The sequence below is a fragment of the Methanoregula sp. genome, from assembly GCA_041645435.1.
In the GTDB taxonomy this organism is placed as follows: domain Archaea; phylum Halobacteriota; class Methanomicrobia; order Methanomicrobiales; family Methanospirillaceae; genus Methanoregula.
The window spans coordinates 160,139-182,336 of record JBAZQB010000002.1 but is presented as its reverse complement, the minus strand read 5'-3'; the positions used below and the strand labels follow the sequence as shown (position 1 = coordinate 182,336).

At 48.0% G+C, this 22,198-nt stretch carries 21 protein-coding genes and 1 tRNA gene; 15 read left to right on the top strand and 7 right to left on the bottom strand.

What is annotated here, in order from left to right; translation table 11 throughout:
• Positions 1-114 precede the first annotated feature (114 nt).
• The 3 genes from WC593_04540 to WC593_04530 all read left to right on the top strand — a co-directional run bounded on the left by WC593_04540 (position 115) and on the right by WC593_04530 (position 3,388).
• Positions 115-1,446, top strand: a complete 1,332-nt coding sequence (locus WC593_04540; protein MFA4824407.1) for an ABC transporter substrate-binding protein — start codon at positions 115-117, stop codon at positions 1,444-1,446.
• Positions 1,447-1,515: 69 nt separating this feature from the next.
• Positions 1,516-2,394 carry a branched-chain amino acid ABC transporter permease gene (locus tag WC593_04535; protein ID MFA4824406.1) on the top strand — a complete coding sequence of 293 codons (879 nt, stop codon included), beginning with the start codon at positions 1,516-1,518 and terminating at the stop codon, positions 2,392-2,394.
• A 4-nt stretch (positions 2,395-2,398) separates the two neighbouring features.
• On the top strand, positions 2,399-3,388 hold the full coding sequence (locus WC593_04530) for a branched-chain amino acid ABC transporter permease (GenBank protein ID MFA4824405.1): 990 nt from the start codon (positions 2,399-2,401) through the stop codon (positions 3,386-3,388).
• Between the two features lie 111 nt (positions 3,389-3,499).
• Here WC593_04530 and WC593_04525 read toward each other — a convergent pair whose 3' ends face one another.
• The 4 genes from WC593_04525 to WC593_04510 all read right to left on the bottom strand — a co-directional run bounded on the left by WC593_04525 (position 3,500) and on the right by WC593_04510 (position 7,276).
• Entirely contained in the window at positions 3,500-4,195 is a 696-nt protein-coding gene (locus tag WC593_04525; GenBank protein MFA4824404.1) for an ABC transporter ATP-binding protein, read from the bottom strand.
• 13 nt (positions 4,196-4,208) lie between these two features.
• Positions 4,209-4,919 carry an ABC transporter ATP-binding protein gene (locus WC593_04520; protein MFA4824403.1) on the bottom strand — a complete coding sequence of 237 codons (711 nt, stop codon included), beginning with the start codon at positions 4,917-4,919 and terminating at the stop codon, positions 4,209-4,211.
• A gap of 257 nt (positions 4,920-5,176) precedes the next feature.
• On the bottom strand, positions 5,177-6,328 hold the full coding sequence (locus tag WC593_04515) for a cofactor-independent phosphoglycerate mutase (protein MFA4824402.1): 1,152 nt from the start codon (positions 6,326-6,328) through the stop codon (positions 5,177-5,179).
• A 12-nt stretch (positions 6,329-6,340) separates the two neighbouring features.
• Entirely contained in the window at positions 6,341-7,276 is a 936-nt protein-coding gene (locus tag WC593_04510) for an NAD-dependent epimerase/dehydratase family protein (protein ID MFA4824401.1), read from the bottom strand.
• Positions 7,277-7,315: 39 nt separating this feature from the next.
• On the opposite strand from WC593_04510, the gene WC593_04505 reads away from it, so the two are divergent.
• The 9 genes from WC593_04505 to WC593_04465 all read left to right on the top strand — a co-directional run bounded on the left by WC593_04505 (position 7,316) and on the right by WC593_04465 (position 14,258).
• Positions 7,316-8,188 (top strand): methanogenesis marker 12 protein, encoded by an 873-nt coding sequence (locus WC593_04505; protein MFA4824400.1) that lies wholly within the window; start codon positions 7,316-7,318, stop codon positions 8,186-8,188.
• Positions 8,189-8,231: 43 nt separating this feature from the next.
• Complete coding sequence (locus WC593_04500; GenBank protein MFA4824399.1) at positions 8,232-8,774, top strand: pyruvate ferredoxin oxidoreductase subunit gamma; 543 nt, start codon at positions 8,232-8,234, stop codon at positions 8,772-8,774.
• The gene (locus tag WC593_04495) at positions 8,774-9,034 is read left to right on the top strand and encodes a 4Fe-4S binding protein (protein ID MFA4824398.1); all 261 of its coding nucleotides are present in this window, start codon (positions 8,774-8,776) and stop codon (positions 9,032-9,034) included. The genes WC593_04500 and WC593_04495 overlap by 1 nt, the downstream gene beginning before the upstream one ends.
• Complete coding sequence (locus tag WC593_04490) at positions 9,035-10,189, top strand: transketolase C-terminal domain-containing protein (GenBank protein MFA4824397.1); 1,155 nt, start codon at positions 9,035-9,037, stop codon at positions 10,187-10,189. It abuts the gene before it with no gap.
• A gap of 1 nt (position 10,190) precedes the next feature.
• The gene (locus WC593_04485) at positions 10,191-11,093 is read left to right on the top strand and encodes a thiamine pyrophosphate-dependent enzyme (GenBank protein ID MFA4824396.1); all 903 of its coding nucleotides are present in this window, start codon (positions 10,191-10,193) and stop codon (positions 11,091-11,093) included.
• A 76-nt stretch (positions 11,094-11,169) separates the two neighbouring features.
• A tRNA-Val gene (locus tag WC593_04480) sits at positions 11,170-11,243 on the top strand.
• Positions 11,244-12,275: 1,032 nt separating this feature from the next.
• The gene (locus WC593_04475) at positions 12,276-12,989 is read left to right on the top strand and encodes a hypothetical protein (GenBank protein ID MFA4824395.1); all 714 of its coding nucleotides are present in this window, start codon (positions 12,276-12,278) and stop codon (positions 12,987-12,989) included.
• An 8-nt stretch (positions 12,990-12,997) separates the two neighbouring features.
• On the top strand, positions 12,998-13,810 hold the full coding sequence (locus tag WC593_04470) for a DUF488 domain-containing protein (GenBank protein MFA4824394.1): 813 nt from the start codon (positions 12,998-13,000) through the stop codon (positions 13,808-13,810).
• Between the two features lie 13 nt (positions 13,811-13,823).
• Positions 13,824-14,258, top strand: a complete 435-nt coding sequence (locus WC593_04465; GenBank protein MFA4824393.1) for a DUF488 domain-containing protein — start codon at positions 13,824-13,826, stop codon at positions 14,256-14,258.
• A gap of 7 nt (positions 14,259-14,265) precedes the next feature.
• Here WC593_04465 and WC593_04460 read toward each other — a convergent pair whose 3' ends face one another.
• From WC593_04460 to WC593_04450, 3 genes are all read right to left on the bottom strand, one after another.
• Positions 14,266-17,256 (bottom strand): DEAD/DEAH box helicase, encoded by a 2,991-nt coding sequence (locus tag WC593_04460; GenBank protein MFA4824392.1) that lies wholly within the window; start codon positions 17,254-17,256, stop codon positions 14,266-14,268.
• Positions 17,244-18,059 carry a Hachiman antiphage defense system protein HamA gene (locus WC593_04455; protein MFA4824391.1) on the bottom strand — a complete coding sequence of 272 codons (816 nt, stop codon included), beginning with the start codon at positions 18,057-18,059 and terminating at the stop codon, positions 17,244-17,246. Before WC593_04455 ends, WC593_04460 begins: the two co-directional genes overlap by 13 nt.
• 299 nt (positions 18,060-18,358) lie before the next feature.
• Entirely contained in the window at positions 18,359-19,726 is a 1,368-nt protein-coding gene (locus tag WC593_04450; GenBank protein ID MFA4824390.1) for a hypothetical protein, read from the bottom strand.
• Positions 19,727-20,316: 590 nt separating this feature from the next.
• Here WC593_04450 and WC593_04445 point away from each other — a divergent pair.
• The 3 genes from WC593_04445 to WC593_04435 all read left to right on the top strand — a co-directional run bounded on the left by WC593_04445 (position 20,317) and on the right by WC593_04435 (position 22,193).
• Positions 20,317-20,490 carry a hypothetical protein gene (locus tag WC593_04445; GenBank protein MFA4824389.1) on the top strand — a complete coding sequence of 58 codons (174 nt, stop codon included), beginning with the start codon at positions 20,317-20,319 and terminating at the stop codon, positions 20,488-20,490.
• Between the two features lie 336 nt (positions 20,491-20,826).
• Complete coding sequence (locus WC593_04440; GenBank protein ID MFA4824388.1) at positions 20,827-21,411, top strand: hypothetical protein; 585 nt, start codon at positions 20,827-20,829, stop codon at positions 21,409-21,411.
• A 278-nt stretch (positions 21,412-21,689) separates the two neighbouring features.
• Positions 21,690-22,193, top strand: coding sequence for a hypothetical protein (locus WC593_04435; GenBank protein MFA4824387.1), 504 nt, complete (start codon positions 21,690-21,692; stop codon positions 22,191-22,193).
• Positions 22,194-22,198: the final 5 nt, after the last annotated feature.

Here is a 22,198-nt window from a genome sequence, read left to right as displayed (position 1 = left end):
ATACACCTGCCGGCAGTTTTTAACGGAATTTTTCCGGGTATAAATCGATATTCTTTTTAGCTTAACTATCGACAGTTAATGTGCCATGCTATCTCATAGCATAGGGGATATGGAATGAAATACCCGGTTCTCTTTATCGTGGCCCTGCTTGTCTTGGCCACATTATTCGCAGGCTGTACTCAGCAGGCAGCAACGCAGCAACAGACAACGTCGGCTTCTCAGGGTACCATCAAGATAGGAGTCATCGTATCACTGACCGGCCCTGCAAGCAATGTCGGCAACAACATGTGGCAGTCGGCACAGGTCGCCGCTGACAAGATCAATGCCGATGGCGGCGTGACCTTAAAAGACGGGTCAAAGGCCCAGATCAAGCTGATCGTTGGAGATGACGAGTCAACTCAGCAGGGTGGCCAGAAAGCGGCAACCAAGCTGATCACCGATGACAAGGTGGATATCCTTGTTGGCGGGTACTCGAGTGCAGTAACTTCCGCATATGAACAGACTATCGCGGAGTACAAGGTGCCGTACATTGTTACCGGTGCATCGAGCCCCATCATCACCCACCGCACCGATATTGATACCAGTTATGTCTTCCATCACTGCCCGACAACCGACACATACGGCCAGTATACTACGAGCTTCATCGACCAGGTCATCCGGTCGGCCATTGCAAAGAAGTCGGGGTTTTCCGCTGACCGCCCGCTCCGGCTCGCGCTGATATACCAGGATACCGCGTTTGGCAAAGGTGTGCAGACTGCAGTAAACAATACCATCACGAAAGGGAAGCTCAATATCCAGCTCGTCTCCCAGCAGAGTTTCAAGATGGGCGAGAGCGACTTCAGGACGCAGCTGACCGCGATCAAGGCAGCAAACCCCGATGCGGTCTACATCGCGGCATTCCCGAACGAAGGTGCCCCGATCATCACCCAGGCGCGGCGGGACATTGGTCTGAACACGATCTTCCTCAACGTTGAGAACAATGACAACGCCCAGTTCTACAAGGATCTCGGGCAGTACGGCGAGGGAGCCATCATCGAGAGCAGGTTCTCGCCTTACACTGCACCGGCCGGTGCTGTCGCGGATGCCCAGAACGCCTTTAAGCAGGCATACTTCACCAAGTTCGGTACCTACCCGGACATGATGGGCGCCTCCACCTATGAGGGAGTGTTCATCGCTGCAAAGGCAATCGGCAACGCGGGAACCACCGACAAGGCAACCGTCAGGCAGGCACTCGTCAATCTGAAGATGCCCCAGGTCATCGAAGCAATGAAGGACCAGACCATCTCATTCTCACCGGACTTCCGTGAGTCGACCTTCGACCTCTGGATGGAACAGCTATCGTTCAACCAGACCCTCGGTGAGACGCGACCCGCGATAGTCTGGCCAGACAACTTAAAGACAACGGCCTTTGCACTGCCTTCCTGGTACACGGCCGGCAGCGCATAAATCCATTACATCCCTTTTTTATCACAGGCGGACGATTTTATAGCATAAACAAATGGAAGGCAGGCAGTGATGGACAACCTTGGTATTTTTCTGCAGATCATGTTCTGGGGGCTGTATGCCGGCTGTATCTATATCCTGCTCGCCACCGGCCTGAACCTCATCTTCGGGGTCATGAAGATCGTCAACTTTGCACACGGGGAGTTCCTGATGATCGGTGCGTACATCACCGCGACGATCTTTTTCCTGACCGGAATTAATCCCTATGTAATTATCCTTCTGTCCATGCTCGCGCTCATTGGCATCGGGGCAATTGTCGAACGGCTCTGTTTCCGGCCCATTCTTGGCACAGGCAAACTCAACGAGATCTTCCTCTCCATCGGGCTTATCTATATCTTCCAGAACGGTGCCGCAATGATCTGGGGCGACGCCTGGCAGAGCGTCAGGAGCCCCTATGACGGCATCACGGTCCCTGTTGGTTCGCTCAGCGTCCCGCTCGATTACATTATCATCGTGGCTTTCACAGCTGCGATCCTGTTTGCCCTCTACTTCTTCCTCAAAAAGACGACGACCGGCATGGAAATGCGGGCAACGAGCCAGAACCGGAAAGGTGCGATGCTCGTCGGGATCAATGTCGAGCGGATCGACATCATCAGCTTTGGCCTCGGATGCGCACTTGCGGCTGCAGCAGGGACGCTTTGGGTAGTAAGCGGGCAGGTCTTCAACCCATACATGGGATCGATACCTGCGGTGAAGGCCTTTGCCATCATCATCCTTGGCGGGCTCGGCAGCATCCCGGGCGCAATTATCGGAGGGCTCCTGATGGGTATCGCCGAGAACAGCGCAGCATACCTTCTCGGGGGGATATGGAAGGACGCAGTCTCGTTCATTATCCTGATCGTTGTGCTCGTTGTAAGGCCGACCGGGTTGTTCGGGGAGAAAGGGGAGTGAGAACGTGAACTTCAAACGGGATGACCTGACAAAATACGGGCTCGTTGCAATACTCGTAATCGCGGCTGCCGTGCCGGTTCTCTCGGACAGTATGTTCCTCATAAACCTGCTCGTCCTTATGCTCATCTCCATCATCTTTGCATCGGCGTGGAACCTGCTCGCGTTCTCGGGGCAGGGCTCACTCGGCCACGCCGCATTCTTTGGTATAGGGGCCTACGCCTCGACCATGATTGCGGTACAGAGCGGCATCTCCCCGTTCATCACTATCTTTCTCGGGGCCGCGGTTGCCGCATTTATCGGCGTGCTTATCGGGCTCACCTGCGTCCGGCTCAAGGAGTGGTTCCTTGCGATGGTCACCTTCGGGTTTGCCATCATCGTCCAGACACTGACAGTCAGTGTGCTCGCGCCCATTACCGGCGGTTGGGACGGGATCGCATCGCCCCGTCTCCTGAGCCCTTCTATCCCCGGCTACCAGCTTATCGAATACTACGCGGTCCTCATCATCACGATCGCTTCCCTGGTCGCAATCTGGTATATCATGAAATCCCGGATCGGCCTCGCGTTCCTCGCGATACGGGAGAACGAGGTAGAAGCCCGCTCTGCCGGTGTCGATCCCGTCCGTTACCGGCTCTTTGCGTTTGCCATAAGCGCGTATCTCGCCGGCGTTGCCGGGGCGATACAGATCCATCATATCGGTTATCTGACCCCGGAACTGTATGGTGTCGACAACTCATTCTGGCCAATTACCTTTGTAATCCTAGGCGGTCTTGGCACTCTTGCAGGACCGGTCATCGGCACGATCGTGCTCACGGTCATCTGGGAGGGGCTTAAGGCAACAGGGCTGACGTTCGGAAGGTACGTCATCGTCGGGTTCATCCTTATCCTGACGATCATCTTCCTGCCCAAGGGGCTTGTGAACCTGCCGGAACGGATACAGGTATGGTGGAAGGGACGCGGAAGGAATGAGACCGGTGCGAAGCCGCAACGGGAATAATTTTACCTCCCTCCCTTTTTTAAGAAAGCAGGGTTCCATCCCCAGCTGCTTCCTCGTATAAAACACTATAAAACCAGCAAAATTACTATAAAATGGTTCCAGAGCTTTTTTTTAAAATCCGAGATATGCCCTCTGGATATGCGGGTCGCGCTTGAGCTCCTTTGCCTTCCCCTCTTTGATAATCCTGCCGTTCTCAAGGACGTACCCACGGTTGCACATATTGAGCGCATGCCGGACGTTCTGCTCAAGTAAAAGAATCGTCATTCCTTCCCTGCCAAGCTGCTCGAGGGATCTGAAAACCTGACCAACAAGAAGAGGGGAGAGTCCGGTTGAGGGTTCATCGAGAATGAGGAGACGGGGCTTCGACATAAGGGCCCGGCCTATTGCAAGCATCTGCTGCTCGCCGCCGCTCAGGGTCCCGGCCATCTGGTGTTCACGCTCCAGAAGGATCGGGAAAAGCTGGTAGATATGCGCAAGAGTCTTCTCGGTTTCATCCGTGCCAATCCCGCCGAGGAGGAGATTCTCGACGACCGGCATCTTCGGGAAGATCTCGCGTTTCTCCGGGACCAGCGCGAGCCCTTTCTTATAGAGAGCATAGGGGTGCTGACCGAGAATACTCTCTCCTTCGAAAACGATCGAACCCGATGCGTTCCGGTTGAGTCCGATGATGGTCTCAACCGTCGTCGTCTTTCCGGCGCCGTTCGGTCCGATCAGGGTTACGAGTTCGCCTTTTCCAACCCGTAAACTCAGGTCCCAGACAACCTGCAGGTTCCCGTGAAAGACATTGAGACCGGTCACATCGAGCATGTTTCTTCCCTCGTTAAAAAGCGTTGAAGTCACCGAGATAGATATCGATAACCTGCTGGTTGTTCACGACTTCGTACGGCCGGCCATCGGCAATCTTCTCACCGTGATCGAGCACGACGATGCGATCTGAAACCCCCATGATGACGCTCATGACATGCTCGATGATGAGGATGGAGGTTCCCCGGTCCCGGATCTTCCGGATCAGCTCCACGGCCTCATTGCTCTCCTTCGGGTTGAGACCCGTGGTGAGTTCGTCGAGCAGGAGGAGTTTTGGGCGTGATGCGAGCGCCCGGGCGAGCTGCAGGCGCTTGAGCTCGACGACATTGAGGTTCCGGTTGAGGGTTTCAGCCTTCTCTGGGGGGAAGTTGACGTCTGCCAGTATCGAAAGTGCCTGTGACTGTGCCTCTTTCATTGATGGCGCTGTGTCGTTCCCGAAAAGGACGCCAATCATCACGCACTCCTTGGCGGTCAGGTCGGGGAAGGATTCGGCGATCTGGAACGTCTTTGCGATCCCCTTCCGGCAGATCCGGTCCGGTTTCATACCAGTAATGTCCTCGCCACAGAATGTGACCGTCCCGCCGGTTGGGGGAAGGATGCCGGAGATAATATTCAAAAGCGTGGTCTTCCCTGCACCGTTCGGACCCACAAGACCGACGATCTGGCCGTCTCCGATCTCCAGGCTTACCTTGTTCACCGCGGTAAGGCCGCCGATCTGTTTGGTCACTGCCGAGAGACTGAGCGTGCTTGAATAACCCCCAAAGAAACCATTTTTATCTATGCTGTGTTCTAAGTTCGCAGGGCGGAGTATTAAACATATTTCGGGGACTGATCACCGGTTTATGTTTTTCTTATCAGGAATAGAGAGACGGGTCAATAACTTTATAGGGTTGTTTAAACAAAATATTCTGAAATTTTGTGGCAGATGATGAAAGTTACCCCCACTGATTGGTGATGAAGCAGGGTACTGATGCCACACTCCTTTTAGCCGAATAAGAAACCCAGGAAATCCACGGCGTTTTTCGTGCCAAGCCCACCAGACCGGGCGGACATTTCTGAAAATTCCAGGGTATTATCCGTTCCTTTTCCCAGCACCGCAAACGGTACCGGATCGCGGGTATGCGTCTTTGCCCGTATCGGGGTCGGATGATCCGGCAGTACGGCCACAACACCGTCAAAATGTTCAAGAATCATGCCGACAACATCATCCACCCGCTCAATCGCCTTTAGTTTCTCCTCAATACTCCCCATATGCCCGGCTTCATCGGGTGCTTCGATGTGCAGGTAGAGGAAATCGAGGTGCCCCATTGCAGCGAGCGCATACCGCGCTTTTGCATCATAATCCGTATCAAGGTACCCGGTTGCACCGGGAACATGGATCACTTCCATGCCAGCGCAGCGTCCAATCCCGTTTAAGAGATCGACTGCGGATATGATGCCGCCTTTTTTCCCATACTTACGGGAGAACAGGGGAAATGCCGGTTTGTGCCCGCCGCTCCAGGGCCAGATCCGGGTGGCCATGCGTTTGCCTGCCTTTTTCCGGGCAGTATTCACCGGATGGCGATCAAATACATGGCGGCTTTTTTCCATGCACTGCAGGAGCAGTTCCGCATCGCCCCCTTTGGGCAGGTAGGGTGAGATTCCCTGGCCCACGATATCGTGCGGAGGAGTCGAAGCGGCCCCTTTTCCGTCAGGGACAACGAGCAGGTTGCGGTAGCTGACACCGGCTTTGAGCATAACCTCAGGAACTTCCTCCTGAAGTGAGGAAAAGAGCGCGGCTCCCTCCTCACTGGAAATATGACCGGCAGAGAAATCCACCATCGAATTATCTTCGACAGTCACCAGGTTGCAGCGGTACGCCACGTCGCCCGGTGCAAGGTCAACGCCCATGCTCAATGCTTCAAGCGGACCTCGGCCGGTATAGTATTTTTCCGGAGCATACCCGAGAATCGACATGTTGGCAATATCGCTGCCCGCCTCAAAACCCTCCGGAATGGTGCGCAGCAACCCGCAGGCACCCTCGCGTGCCATCCGGTCCATATTCGGGGTTTTTGCATATTCGAGGGGAGTCTTGTTGCCGAGCGAAGCGATGGGCTCATCTGCCATGCCGTCGCCACAGATTACCATATATTTCATCGTAATGCCTCGTTATCGTTCTGCAAGCATTGCCTGCACGGCGATCCGCACGCTCTCGCGGGAACCCAGCTGGGGTTTCCAGCGCAGCGCCTTGATCTTTTCAACCGAGAGCTGCATCCTTGGCACATCCCCGACCCACCCGCGTTCACCACCCGTAAACCGGAACTTCGTGCCGGGGAGGTGCATCTCTTCGCATATGATCTCCGCGATACTCTTCACATCGATCCAGTCCTCGGACCCGATATTGAAGGTATTGACCGTACCCCGGGCATGCCCGACAGCAAAGAGCATCGCCGCAACGCATTCGTGCACTTCGAGATAGGATTTTGTCTGCTTGCCATCGCCAAGAATCTCAAGCTCTTTGGGGTTTTGCTCCAGTTTTTTTATGAAATCGGTGATGACCCCGTGACCGCTCCGGGCGCCGATGATATTGGCAAACCGGAAGTTGTAAGCCTTTATGCCGAACGAGTGGCAGTATGCCGAGATCAGGGACTCGCAGGCAAGTTTGCTCGCCCCGTACACGGATATAGGTTCAAGGGGTGTATAATCTTCCGGCGTGGGAATAACCGCTGCATCGCCGTAAACCGTTGAAGTCGAGGTGAACACCAGTTCGGGAACCTGGTGCAGCCGCATGGCTTCGAGCACCCGGTACGTAGCGATGATATTGTTCTGTATTGTCGGGTCCGGGTTCACCGCGCTCTGGCGGACATCGGGATCTGCTGCGAGATGAAAAAACCGGTCTGCGCCTTCGATCGCGTCCTGCCAGCTATCGGTGAGCAGATCTTTTTGTAACAACCGGACCTTGCAGGAATCAAGGTGCCGTGCAATCGTCTCTTTGCGTCCTGCGCAAAGCGAGTCAATCACCAAAACTTCGTTACCCTGTGCAACGAGCGTGTCAACCAGGTGCGAGCCGATAAAACCGGCTCCTCCTGTTACCACATCAAACATCAATACCTATTATGTCATCCATGCTATAGGATTACTGCTATGTTTATCGGCATTGATCACGGCACTACCGCAATGCGGTTTGCCGGAGAGAGCGGGCAGTTCAAACTTTCGCGGGAGGCTGCCAGAGAGTTTTCCCTAAGTGCTCTCTCCCTGCTCTGCCCGATCGACGAGATAGAGGGAATTGCGCTCTGCTATTCCATGGGGGACCGTATTACGTCCATCACCTCCATCGGCAAGGTGCAGAACCGGGGGATCATCAGCCGTGAGGGTGCCGGCAAACACATTGGCGGAGGCACAAAAGTCTTTGACGAAGTTGCAAAGAGCGGCATTCCGGCAATCGTCATCCCGGGCCTTCACCGGGGTTCACCAACGGACCCGCGCTTCAAGGTGTATTCCCACCAGACCAGCCCGGAGAAGATCGGCATTGCCTACGAAGCCTGCCATGACCTGGGGCGGAACGTTATCGTTTCCGATGTGAGTTCCAACACCGTAAGCCTGCTTGTTTCCCAGGGGAAGATCACGGGAGCCTTTGATGCATGCATATTTGCGCCGGGAACTTTGCACGGTGCGCTCGATGTGGATGCGATCCGGAAGATCGATGCAGGGGAGTGCACCGCAAACGAGGCATTCCAGCATGCGGGAGTGAATTTTTCCCTGGCTGAAGAAGAGCGCATCCCGGCGGTTGCCATGTTTTCTGCCATGGAATGTGCCGCACTCCGCCTCTTAAACCCCCGCGCTGCTATTGCCCTTGCAGGAAGCCTCGCACCGGCAATTGCCCCTGAAGTAAGGAAACTTCTGGACACGGATGTGGCCGTATACGACGAATGGTGCGCTTCACGGGGCCTTGCCCGGATTGCCCGGGACGTTTTTTCCGGAAACAAAGAAATTCTCGGGCTCGATGTAGATCTCTAGGATTTATATCGATTAATCATGTAATATGATTTAGGGATTTTCCTTGAGAGAACTACGTATCCACGGCAGGGGTGGCCAGGGGTCAGTCACTGCTGCCGAACTGATTGCAGTCGCCGCGTTTGAAGGCGGCGTCTTTGCCCAGGCATTCCCGGCGTTTGGCGTTGAACGGCGCGGGGCTCCGGTGCAGGCATTTGTCAGGTTCGATGACAAAACGATCCGGTTGCGCAGCCAGGTGTATGAACCTGATTACATCATTGTCCAGGACAGCACCTTAATCAAAGACGTAAACGTCTTCATGGGCGTAAAGAAAGGAGGAATCGTGATCGTCAACACCGAAAAGAAGCCGGATTATACGGTTCCTGAAGGGGTTAAACTTATTACGATCGATGCCACCTCGATTGCTCTCAAGGCAATAGGATTGCCTATCACCAATACCTCGCTCATGGGAGCATTTGCTGCCGCAACAGGAGAGATCCAGTTCTCAGCCCTGGAAAAGGCACTCAATAACCGCTTCCCCAAGGAGCTTGCGGCAAAGAATATCGCTGCCGCCAAAGTGGCATTCGATATGGTCAAGGGGGCGGCATAATGGCACTCGCTGTCGGGTGCCGGGCACGGCCGGGAAAAGCGCGGGACAACAAGACGGGTTCGTGGCGCGTGTTCAAGCCTGTCTTCGACCACGAGAAGTGCTCGAAATGCGGGATGTGCCAGACGCTCTGTCCCGAGGGATGCGTACATGAGGATGCAGAAGGGTTCTTCGATCCCGATTATACCTACTGCAAGGGCTGCGGGATCTGCGCAGCTGAATGCCCCAAAGAAGCGATCGCGATGAAACAGGAGGAGAAGTAAATGATGGAGATAACCGAGGGGTCGCATGCCATTGCAGAGGCAGTCCGTCTCTGCCGTCCGCAGGTGATCTCTGCCTACCCGATCACACCCCAGACCCATATTGTCGAAGCACTGGCTGATTTTGTGGCCAACTGCCAGCTCGATGCCGAATACATCACGGTTGAGAATGAACTCTCCGCTCTCTCTGCCTGCGTGGGTGCAAGCGCAGCGGGTTCCCGGACATATTCCGCAACCACCTCGCAGGGACTTATGCTGATGGCCGAAGTAGTCTTCAACGCAGCGGGTATGCGCCTGCCCATCATCATGTCGATTGCCAACCGGGCACTGGGAGCACCGTTATCGATCTGGAATGATATGCAGGACTCAATTTCCCTCCGGGATGCAGGCTGGCTCCAGTTCTATGCCGAGGACAACCAGGAAGCAACCGACCTTCACCTGCTCGCCTTCAAAGTGGCAGAAGACCCTGCCATCCAGCTTCCTGCCTTCGTCTGCTTTGACGGGTTTATCCTCTCGCACACGTATGAACCGGTGGATATGCTCACGCAGGAAGATGTGGACAAGTACCTCCCGAAGTTCAACCCGTCCGAGCGCCTTGACGCTGCGGACCCGATCAGTTTCGGCATGTATGCCACCCCTGAATATTACCTTGAGTTCCGGTACGAGATGGATCAGGCCCAGAAACGGGCAAAAGACGTGATCGCCAAGGCAGGCAAGGAGTTCGGCACCATGTTCGGCCGGGACTACAGCGCCCTTATCGAGGGCTACAAACTCGATGATGCAGACACCGCGATCGTTGCGATGGGTTCCATCTGCGGGACCGTCAAGGATGCGATCGATGAGATGCGGGCAGACGGAAAGAAAGTCGGGCTGCTGAAGATCCGCGTCTTCCGGCCCTTCCCCGCAGAAGAGATCGCAAAGATGCTCTCCCATGTGAAGCGCGTTGCGGTGCTAGACAAGAACATCTCGCTCGGGGCAAAGGGCGCGACCGTGATGGAAGTCAGGGACGCCATGTATGGCTCCAGTATCCCGGTGAAGGGCTATGTGCTGGGACTCGGCGGCAGGGACGTCAGGAAACGGGACATCAAGGAGATTGTCGCACTTTCCGAGAAGGGACCGGACGATCAGTTCTACGGTCTGCGCAAGGAGTTGATCTAAGATGGCAGAAAAAACTTGTGACCTGTTCGACTGCGGCCACCGGGCCTGCGGGGGTTGCGGCGCAGCCCTTGCGGCACGGCTCGTCACGAAGGCGGCCGGCAAGGAGTCGATCTTTGTCTCGTCTACCGGATGCATGGAAGTGTTCTCCACCCCGTACCCAGAAACTGCGTGGAAAGTGCCGTGGATCCACTCACTCTTTGAGAATGCGGCAGCAGTTGCGTCGGGAGTCGAGGCGGCGCTCAAAAAACAGGGGCGCAAGGAAAAGATCGTGATCATGGCGGGCGACGGGGCAACGTTTGATATCGGCATGATCTGTATCAGCGGCGCTTTCGAGCGCGGCCACGATTTCACCTACATCTGCTACGACAACGAGGCCTACATGAACACCGGTATCCAACGCTCCGGTGCAACACCGTACGATGCCAGCACCACCACCAGCCCGGCCGGCAAATGTTCATTTGGGAACAAGCGGCCCAAGAAGGATATGCCGGCAATCCTTGCCGCACATGGTGCACCCTACGTGGCAACCACCTCGATTGCCTATCCCGCAGACCTTCTCAAGAAGGTGGAGACTGCGATCAATACCCCGGGTCCCTGCTATGTGCAGGTCCATGCTCCCTGCTGTACCGGGTGGGGATTTGAAGGCGATCAGACTATCGCGATTGCAAAACTCGCGATTGAGACCGGGCTCTGGGTCAACTACGAGATGATCGAGGGCAAGGTTACCAAGGTAAAAAAAGTGGTGCGCAAGCCGGTTGAGGAGTACTTAAAGACGCAGAAGCGGTTCCGCCACCTCTTCAAACCCACGCGGCAGGATGCGGAGATCGCGGCGATCCAGGCGATCGCAGATAAGAATGCGGAGAAGTTCGGCATCGATATCAAGCTTCCTCCTAAAAAAGAATAATTTTTTTTAATCCCTTAAACGGAATTTCTCGTATCAACACTATTAATAGTATTCAGGGTGACATTAGTAAGAAATTGGGCTTGTGGTCTAGTTGGTTATGACGTCGCCCTTACACGGCGGAGGTCACCGGTTCGAATCCGGTCAGGCCCATTTCGGTTTTGCTGTTTTTGTTTGTTGGGGAGAGGGTGGCTTTTCAAGCAGGGTCTGATTGAAAAATAAAAATCGAAGTCTGGTTGAAAGTTTTTAATCAAGATCCGATTGAAATTTTTTGAACAGGGTTTGGTTGAAAAATAAAAATCGAAGGCTGGTTGAAAGTTTTTGAGCAAGATCCGATTGAAATTTTTTGAGCAGAGTCTGGTTTAAAAATAAAAATCAAAGTCCGGTTGAAAATTTTTGAACAAGGTTTGATTGCTCCGTTTGCGATTTTCAAACGCGATCGCGTACTCGATTGAAATTTTTTGAGCAAGGTCTGGTTGATCCGGCTGAGCGGCCGGATGTGCTGTTTTGGTGCGATGCCGGTGCGTGTTTACGTCTGATGTGCGCGGTGTTTTTACTTAATTTTGTGTTTTTTATCATGAGCCGGATCGTGTTTGTAAATTTTCAAGCAGGGTCTGGTTGATCTGTGAGCGAATTTCAATCAAGGGCTGAGGGGTCGATTGAAAATTTTCTGGCAAGGTTTGATTTATTTTTTTCAGGCAAGGTGTGGTTGAAAATTAAAATTCAAAGTCCGGTAGAAAAATTAAATTCAAGCTTTGATTGAAAAAATTTGAGCAGGGTTTGATTGAAAATTTGTAAACAGGATCCGGTTGATCTTTTTCAATCAAGGTCCGGTTGAAATTATTTGGGCAGTGGTTTATTAAAAAATTGAATTGGCGAACTGAAAGGGAACCCAGTGTATGGTTCGGTTAGTAATTCTTTCAATTGACCACCGGCTCCTATCCGCCAAAGATTTTCTTATATTCGCACGCCGGATGGGAGAGGGATGGGGCGGACGACCGGGCGTGCCCGGTTAGGTGTGGATGGGAGTTGATTGGATGCGGTTGAATGGAAAAGAGGAATGCGGGAGATCTGAATACACAGAAGTCATTTCAAATTCACACTACATTGGGCTTGTTTATAAATCCGTAAATTAATCAAACATCAGATATATTTACACTAAATAGCAGCAAGGGGCAGGTATCAATGGTTCACAAAAATATTATCATTCTCGCAAATTCACGCAGGCATGATGGTCATTGCATTGCTGGAAAAGATCTGTCCACTGGAGAATGGATTCGACCGATAAATATTCTGGGGCGGGGAAAACCCCGTCTGGATCAATCAGCATTTTCTGGAGAAGATTTTATAGCGCTCAATGTGGCAAAATCGGGACCGCAATTATTAGATTGTGTGCGGATCAGCTTTGGCGATCCGTGCGGTGATTATTGCCAACCTGAAAATATTTCTATTGATGGTAAACCTTGGACCCCCCTTCCACCATTTATCCCAAGGAAGGTTTTTGGACTCATAGATGATTTTACGACATTGTTTATTGGTAAAGATGATCAGAATTCAGATCATTATTCCGCAGAAGAAATTCAGGCCAGTCCTTTAAAATCGTCACTTAATTTTATTCGATTAACCCATTCAATTAATAAGACAGAGATAGTCCATACAACTTCAATCAAGGGAAATCCTCAGCACCGATTAAAATTTGAATACGATTCACGGACATATAATCTAGCAATTACAGATAAAGGATATGAAAATACGATCAGCCAATCAAAGAATGAGGATGGAAAAATTATCGATGACTGTTTTATTACCATTGGTGTGGGAGAAGGATTTCCAATCGGAAATGCGGTGTACCATTATCGGCTTATCGTAGGAATTATACCGACAATTACATTGAGGTAATCATCTCTATGAACCAAGATATCGTACCGAAAAAATGTTTCACCATCGGCTACGGAGATTACCCGATTGAGTTATTCCTCTATTTCCTGCAAAAAACCGGGATAGATACTATCATTGACGTGCGGAGCTCCCCGTATAGTAAATATAATCTTTATTTCAACCGGGATAATCTGGAAAAATCCCTGATAAAGAATAAAATCGATTACCGATACATGGGGGATAAAATCGGTGGCAGGTACTCAAATCCCAACCTGCTCTTTCCTGATGGTACCGTCAATTACCTGAAAGTCCAGAATACAGAGCAGTTCCAAGACGGCATCAACCAAGTATTATCCATCATTTCTACCGGGAAGAAGATTGCTTTGATGTGCGCTGAGAAGGAGCCGGAGAGATGCCACCGGTTTGCCCTGATCTCGCGGGTCCTCCAGTCAAAAGGGATCAAGGTCATTCATGTACGTCCTGAAATTAAGTTGCAGGAGAATGAAGATCTGGAAAAGGAATTGATCAATTCAGTTATCGATAATAAGCAGGCCACCATCTCCAGCGAACAGGTCAATCCTGTAGATACCATGTATGAAAAACTGAACAAGAAGATCGCTTACAAAACTAAGGATTATATGGCTCCCGTTGAGGAGAATGCAATAACGGAAAAAGGGGTTATGCCGGTTCCTTCTGTTGAGAAGATCGAAAACGGGGTGCAGGATCCTCCCGTTGTGAGCGAGCCGACATACATCAGCAATCCGGTGATTGATATGTCCCCCATGTCAGATTCATTTTCCGGTAAACGTACGAAAAAACTGATCCAGAAGAGTTTATTCTGAATCGAGGCTTTTGATGAAACTTTTTACTATCGGGTTTACCAAGAAGGATGCAAAGACCTTTTTTGGCCTGTTGATTAAAAACAACGTGAAAACTCTTATCGACATCCGGCTGAACAACCACTCGCAGCTTGCCGGTTTTTCTAAGGGCAACGATCTGGACTATTTCCTGAAAGCCATTGCGGGGATTGATTATTTTTATTTCATCCAGGCCGCACCGGAAGAATCGTTGCTGAAGAAGTGGCAGAAAGGCGAGATTTTGTGGCCGGAATATGAGGCCGCATACAAAGAGATGCTCGCAAAGAGGAATGTCATCGGCAAGATTGACACGAAAATTCTGGAGAACGGGTGTTTACTGTGCAGCGAGCCGACGGCCGAGCAGTGTCACCGGCGGTTGCTGGGGGAATATCTGAAGGAGAAGGTGCCGGGACTGGAGATTGTGCATATTTAAAAAAAAATTATTGAGTTTTTAATTTTGTAAGTAGATTGAATAAATCACTGTCTAATCTTCTATTGTCGTGACCTTTAACACATCCAATAATTGTATTGATTGGTTGAGCATTTACCCATTCGATAATGGTTGTGTCTTTACGGTACTTTCGATAATAATTTGCAATGCGGGTTGCATCAACACGCTCAAAATCCTGATTTACTAATTGTAGTGCGTCGAAGCTTGGAACCCCAGCGTCAACTAAATATGCGATTTTTAAAATTTCGTCGCTATAAACAATTGATCTCTTTTTAGCTTCTGCCTGTACAATTCTATGCATTGCATACAGGCCCCATGGTAATAAATATTGAATACGGGAGTAAATTACAGCAATTAATTCTTCCGGTGATTCCTTCCATTTTGCGCGAAGTTTAACGGTTAATAAGGGAAGTCCCTGCAACCAAGACATAATAACATCTGTTAAAAATCCCCCAAGTTTAGGTCCTTCCAGTTCTGCCATTCGAGATGCCACAGGTCCTACGTAAAACTGTGCAAAACCAAAATCAATTTGTCCATGTCGATATATTTTTGAAATATTGGTGATTTGCCAATCCTCTAATTTTTTAACATATTCTTGAATTTCCATTAATGTTTCAATTGAAAGTCCCAATTCTGCGATGAGATCAATCGAAATGTCATCAGAGTTTTTTAGGAATTCATCAACAATTTCGAACTGTCTTTTAACTAATTTGGATGAAAAATTTCTCTCTTCATCGTTGAGGTTGTATTGAGCAAAAGTGCCTTCAAGTATTTCTTCAGGGTTAGTGATTAGTTGTGAAGCTTTTGCATGAACCAATCCAACCCTCAATAGATTTATTGTACCTTTGACCCGTTTTGAAACATTTGGTGCGATTTTTACATTATTAATATCTGCAAGATCGAAATTCTTTGTTTTAATTCCATCAATGATCTCTTTGATACTTCCAGCTAAGGCACTTTTTACAGATTCCACACGATTCAATGATGGATTGAGGTATGGTTTAATTATTTCTTCAAGGACTTCGATTCCTAAGCTAGGTTCGAATAAAATTACTTGGCCCTCTTGATCTGAGCCGGGTCTTCCTGCTCGACCTGCAATATTCCAAAAAGTTCTAGGGGATATTATATGATACCTTGCAGGTTGCCCTTTCTCCGGCGCCTCACGAAGAGACAATGATTGTATTATCACTGACGAAAAAGGAAAATTCACACCTTCCGCAAGAGTTGTTGTGGCAAATACGTAATCGACCAAATTTTCCCTTATTGCTTTTTCCACAGATTCTCTGATACGTGGGGGTAATCCGGCATGGTGATATGCTATGCGATTTTTTATTAGATTTCGCATTTCTACGGCTTCATACATTTCTCGTTCTAATCGAGAATCTAATCTTTGAATAATTTCTGAATTAATTTGATCTTCAGTTAATTCCTTTAATTTTTGATTCTCTTCAAGCCAATCTTTCATCAATTTTGCTAATTTTTCCGTTTCGCGCTTACCTTTAGCAACTATCAATACTGGCCCGGCAAAAGATATTTTTTCAGCTAACTGAATCAATTGTCTTCCTTTTGTCTCTTCTAGATCTGAATCAACCACTTCGATAGAAGTCCCATTAAAATAATCGATCACACCTTTCTTAGTTTTTCCATCTTTTTTAATTCTAAAAATTCCAGATCGCATCCGTGTTGATCGTTTGTCTACTACCAAACCATTCGGATTATTTCCCATCCAGGATGCTAATTCTAGAATGTTGGGAGTGACAGCTGAGAGAAATATCACCCGATTTTGATTTTTGAACATTTTTTTTATTCGCCATAAATACAATTCTAAAAGAATGCCCCTGGTGTCTGATTCTAAATGATGCGCTTCATCAACAATTATCAATGATACGGATGTATTGAATTCCTTATTTAATCTTAAAAGTAAATCCGCTTTTTCTGGAGTTAAAACAGCAATTGAACAATCAAATAATTTTGTTTTTTCATCATCACCTAATTCAGTTAATTGGGGTGTAACCTGAATTGCTTTGTATCCCAATTCCTCAAATGCAGAATTAAGATTTGACCACACTTCGTGAACTAACGCTTTACTCGGAACGATATACAAAATTTTATTATGAGGGTTATCCAACAGAGTTTTTAAAATCAATAATCTGGTTAAGAATGTTTTTCCAGTACCTGTTGGAGCGGCAAATCCCCAACTATCATATTTTTCGTTAATTAATCCCGATTGGATTGCGTCGATTTGATTTTGCCACAATTCACTTGGAAAATGGATTTTTGTTAAATTTTCGAAAATTTTCTCATCAACATTATTTCGAGTTGACTGTTCAATTCGTTTTGATAGAATTTTATTGAAAATGTCTATCTCTGATGAATTCAATCCAATCGTGATCTGTTTTAGAAATTCTTTCAACTCGCCCGAATTCCATTTTACTGGTTTGCTTATGAGACCTTGCTCAAATTTTAATAAATTAATACAATCCAATCGCACTAAAATATCGACGGCACTTAGTTCAGATAGATCTTGGGATTCTAATGCTGATGATATTTTTTGCGTACTCCCATTCATTCCCAATTTTCCATATATTCCACTTCTGTTGAAAATGGGATATGCAATCCCATCTATATCATGCACTTTTAATATACTCGTTGCAAGAGAGGGAAAATTTGAAAGTTCGTATAAGAATGCGGAACGAATCCGCATTTTTTTTCGAAAACCTTCAGATAATTCAGGTCGTATTGAGATAAGTTCAGCAATTTCTGCTGCTACTTGAATTATTTCATAACCTTTGTCTCTATCCCAAGAAGAAGCTGATGCGAGAATACAATTTACAAAATGGCTCATTCGAGAAATGCAATTTTGCTCTTCAGCAAACTCATGGCCCAATCTTTGAAATATTAAGGCATTCTGAACCCAGTTTCGATCTGTAATAAAATCGGGTTTTGAAAGAATCGGCCTGATTTCTTCTATGGTGTACATTGATCCCTCAGCGTTACTAATTTTGAATAGACACTTTGAACGATATGAGGTAGTTCATCTAAACAAATTACGTCAATATCAAATTCCTTCTTATTTTTTCGAGTGGCTAAAACAGATACCTCTTCAGAATTGTAAGTTGAGGAATCTATTACTGCAAAACCTAAAAATTTTATAATTTTTTTATCAGAATATGGTAAGAATGCATCTTTTAATTTTTGTTGCTCATCGAGGGGTAATTTGTCAATATGATCTTTTGCAGCTGCAAAGTCAAAATCAAAATCCTCTTTTTCATAAGCATTCATCGAATTGAACATATCCGGGTAGATCGATTCATCATGCTTCACAGGATTAAGGTCAGGGGAACTCTTCATACTGCACTTTACTTCACAAAAAAATAATTCGACTGGATCTGACTTCGGATTATAAAGAACCAGATCCATTTTATACGCATTTGCATTCTCTGCGGTTAGTAAGGATAGTTTGCTATAAATTTTTTTCAAACCGATGACATCTTCGGCAAATAATCCAGAAATTATTTCACCAAAATGGGATTCTTGAAAACTAGAACTATCGGGAAGCCTGCAAAGTGAGTCATAAATTGCTCTCAAGAAAAATTCGTCTTGGAAACTATCAGAGATCCGTTTTGCCTCTCGATAAAAAAACGGTACTTTTTCTGCAATATATTTGTCAATGTTGTGTTCGTCTGAGTTACGGCTAATTTCTGAGATATAGACGAATCGCATGTGTTTTTTATTATTTTGAAATTGTCTTCGAGTTATTCGGATAAATTTTTTTAAACTCATATTATTACACGTTAAAAAAAATGATGTCGAATAGTATTTCATATTTTCTGTTAATCTTCGAGAATTACGATAGAATTTAGAAAAAATGGCCAAATTATCAAATTTTTACTTTTCGCATTTATTTCGATTATAATCTCCCCACAAATGCTTTCCCCAGCACCGCCTGCGTCAACCGCTCACATCGCCGGCTCGCCGCAGCAACTTCTTGATCGGACGCATCCGCACGCTCAAACAGCAAACCGACACGCCGGATGATCTCGTGCTGTTCGGCAAGGGGGGGCGGAGAAGATAGTTATTCATCATGAAATTTTCTTGTCTCTCATTGACACAACGTTCACATGTTTGAGAAATTCGATCAACCGCTGACTGCCATTTTCGTCCTTTAAAAACATATCAATCATGTCTAAAAATTTTTCTTTGTTTCCGGACTGGAAATGAAATAAAATTACAATAGATATTCGTAAAAATTCAAGAATCGTTTTTAGAAGATTATTGACGTTGCCTCCATATTTTTTCGCAATCCTTTCCTTATCATTGTTAGAAAGAAGTTCTCCGTGTAAATATTTTGATCTGCAAAAATAAGCATCACCAATTACATCTTTAATCGTAGTTGGAGCGAAGTTTTCATTTTTAAGCAATTTTGAAATCCTTAGTGTCAATTGTTTTGATTTCTTATCCTCATTTATTGTTTTTAGAAAAATGCTATCTAAACCAATTACTGCACTTGCAATTTTTCTTTCGAACATTCCGTTCTGTGATATCGAATCTGAATAAAATCTGTATGCATTTGAGATAAATGTAAAATTATTTTCTTCAGAAGAATTGAGATTTTGGGGTAATATTGGATAGACCATTTTCCAAAAATCCTTAAGATCATCCACTTCCTCCTTCTCTAAAATATAATTTTCAAAGACCAGATGTTTTTCAATAGGAGGATCTTTTCTTTCAAAACAGGGGTTAAACGATTCGGAATGAATCTGATAAATATGCCAGTTTATGCTCATAGGTCTGAATAATTGCAAAACCGCAATTGTTTTTGTTATTTCATTATACAGATCCTGCCGGCATTTAGCTTGAAGCGAAATATCCAAAAAAGCTGTTGGTTCAGGAAAATCCGTTTGATTAAAAAAAGTATAACTGATAGTTTCGGTGTTAAAATCTTCTGGTATTGGCTTTCTTAAGATAATTTCTGGAGATAATTTAATTTCGTCTTCGTGGAGAATAATTCCATAAAATTCTACAATCATCCTGGTCTTGTTTGATTCATTTTTCAAATCGGCCACAAGAGCCTCGACAAATCTGTCGGTTTCTGATTTGAAAAAATTCGGATTCTCAAAAAATCTGGCTGTGTTCTCAAAATATTTTTCAATTGTTTGGATGATGAAATAATTCACAAGATTAACCGGATTTTCTTCAATATGAGTATTGGTTTTTAAAAACTCAATTAAATTGCAATACTCTGGACTCTTATGAACGATTTCCGCTATTTTAATCGAGGTATTTATTGTGAACGGTTTTTTGATTTGAGTACCTCGCATAGAGAGATGAAACCCAGTGTCTTTGTAATCTAAAGATGCTACTTCCCATCTGTCGAATAACGAAATAGCAACTTGTAGTGTTCCTTTTTTGATCTCAGATTTTAATGTACTTTCAATAACTTCAACCAAAGACAGAATTTGATCGTGAAAATTCATATTAGTCATATGATCGTCAACGCTCTTTGCTTACTAATTCCCCTCTAAATGCTTTCCCCAAAACCGCCTGCGTCAGCCGCTCGCATCGCCGGCCCGCCGCCACAACTTCCCGATCAATCGCACCCGCACGCTCAAAGAGCAACCCGACACGCCGGACTATCTCGTGTTGCTCGGCAAGGGGAGGAAAGGATCGATCCGCTTTTTTCGTGTTACTCGTTCACTCTCACATGTCATAGTATGCTGGATTATACTCGCTAGCGTATGAGATCTATAAGGGCTGTAACATTATGTGTTGCGGTTCGATTATACTGAGAGATAGAAGAGATATAGGTGTCTTATGGTCGCTTCACATTTTTGCCGCACCTCCCTCCCCATCTCCCGAATCCGGCCCCGCAAAACCATCCGTTCCAATCCCCATTGCCGCGCCCCCACCCTCTCAATAAAGCTAACCAGATGGTTATATGAATCCGCCCCCAAAATGAACCCCGTTTCCCGCAAAACAGCCGGATAACTGCGAAAATTACCGTATCCACCCATTACTATATATGTGATTATTTCCTTGATTGGATAACGACAATGCCACACACAGCCTGCACCCAAAACACGACGAAGATCCAGCAGCCCGGGTACGCACAAAAGCCCGCCCGGAAGCTGAGCGGATCCGTACCGAACGGAACGTCCCGGGTCGCAGGAAAAACCGGTGTGCCAACAATCCCGGTACGTATACACTATACTAAGATCACTCAGTACACACAAATCCCGGTACCGGCCGGCATTCATTACGCTCCCTTTGGGATACATCGGCCGACGCTGATTCTTTAGACGGAACACGTGGCAACGGGTTTCCCGGCCGGGAAAATAATCCCGGAAGAATGCTCTGGAACAATTCCCCTCGAGCCACCGCTCCCGACAAAAAACCAGCGTTACCACCAATCCCATCGCGGACCAGGCAGATCTTGGTTCGCGGGTACCGCGTTTCTGAACAAGCGTGTACGAACAACCGATGGACAATCCCGCACGCTCATAAAATGCCCGCTGCATTTCCCCCGCCCATCCAGGAAAACAGACCAACCATGACAACAACCAGGAACATGATCAAGACCGTGAAGTCCTCAAAGGAGATCCCGGCAGGAAGCGAGGCCGAGGCCGCCGCTTCAGGAGAGAAGAGCGAAACAGATCACATGCTATCCGGTGCCCCTTCACGTATCCGGAATACCCCCCGTGCTGAAGCAGGCAAGACCCTGCCCGCGGGTGAAACAACCATCATTATCTATGAAGAGGGAGGCGATACTTCAGCAGCAGTCAACGCGTATCTCCGGTCAAGCGGCATCGTGCACCGGGCAATGCGACTCTTTGAAGAATGGCACTACCAGCCGGCGCGGATCAGCAGTTCCCGCATCCCGGTCGATATCCTTGCAATCCGGCAGGATACCGCGCTGCTCGTGCAGGTCATCCACTGCCGGGCGCCGGTCATGAATGCCAGGACCCTGACGGAGCAGTATGGGAAGAAGATCCAGCATCTCCGCGAGATGGGGACAAACCGCCAGTTCCGGAAGATCCTGCTGGCGTACTCGGGACATGGCGAGTGGAAGTATTACGATGTCCTGCCGGGCGGACTGATCCCCGCATGGGATCTGCCGGAAGTACCGGCCAGCTAATTTTTTTACTGTTTCCCTTATTTTTCCCATTTTTTTTATTTTTTTTTCAATATTTTTCAATTTTTTTTCTTTTTCCATCACGTCGCCCAGTACCAATTCCGCAGTGTCAATGGCTGCGGATTACCAAATCCGCTTCTCCCTGCTCCCCCTTCAGACCCCGCAATTTACCCGTTATACCCCAAAAGCCCATGATGTTATGTCAAAGGGCGCCCCGAGACACCAGAAAAAAGAGAGGTTCGGAGAACCACTCTGAAAAAAACAACCAAGAGGAAAAAATTATGGCAGACTTTAGCATCAGCAACACAACTAAGAGCGCGGTCCGCAAGCTCGCCGACCCGCTCGCAGATGTGACTGCCTTTGACAACATTGTCCAGGGCGTCATCACGAACAACCCCTTCCAGTGCGTTTCCTACAATGCACAGGGAGTGAACCACCCCCCGGTAGAAAAGAGCAAACAGGGGTACACCGCACGCATCGTCTATCAGGACGCGGAGGCAAATACCGTCGCCTTGATCACGGTCCGTGCACCAACCATCGCGGCCTTCACAAGCGTCGCAAACCAGATCAAAGATGATACCTCGATTGCAACTGCTCTCGGGGGTTCACCGTACCGGGACACCGACAGCGAGAAATTCGCGGCCACCCTGCGGTGCCACGATGCCAATGGCGAGATCTACTACGTCAACTTCAGCCGCGATCAGGTGACACTCACCTCGTTCTCGGACGAAGCCATCCGGAGCAGGGTCGAGACCTGGGCAGATACCGTAACCGCACTGGGATAAGGTGA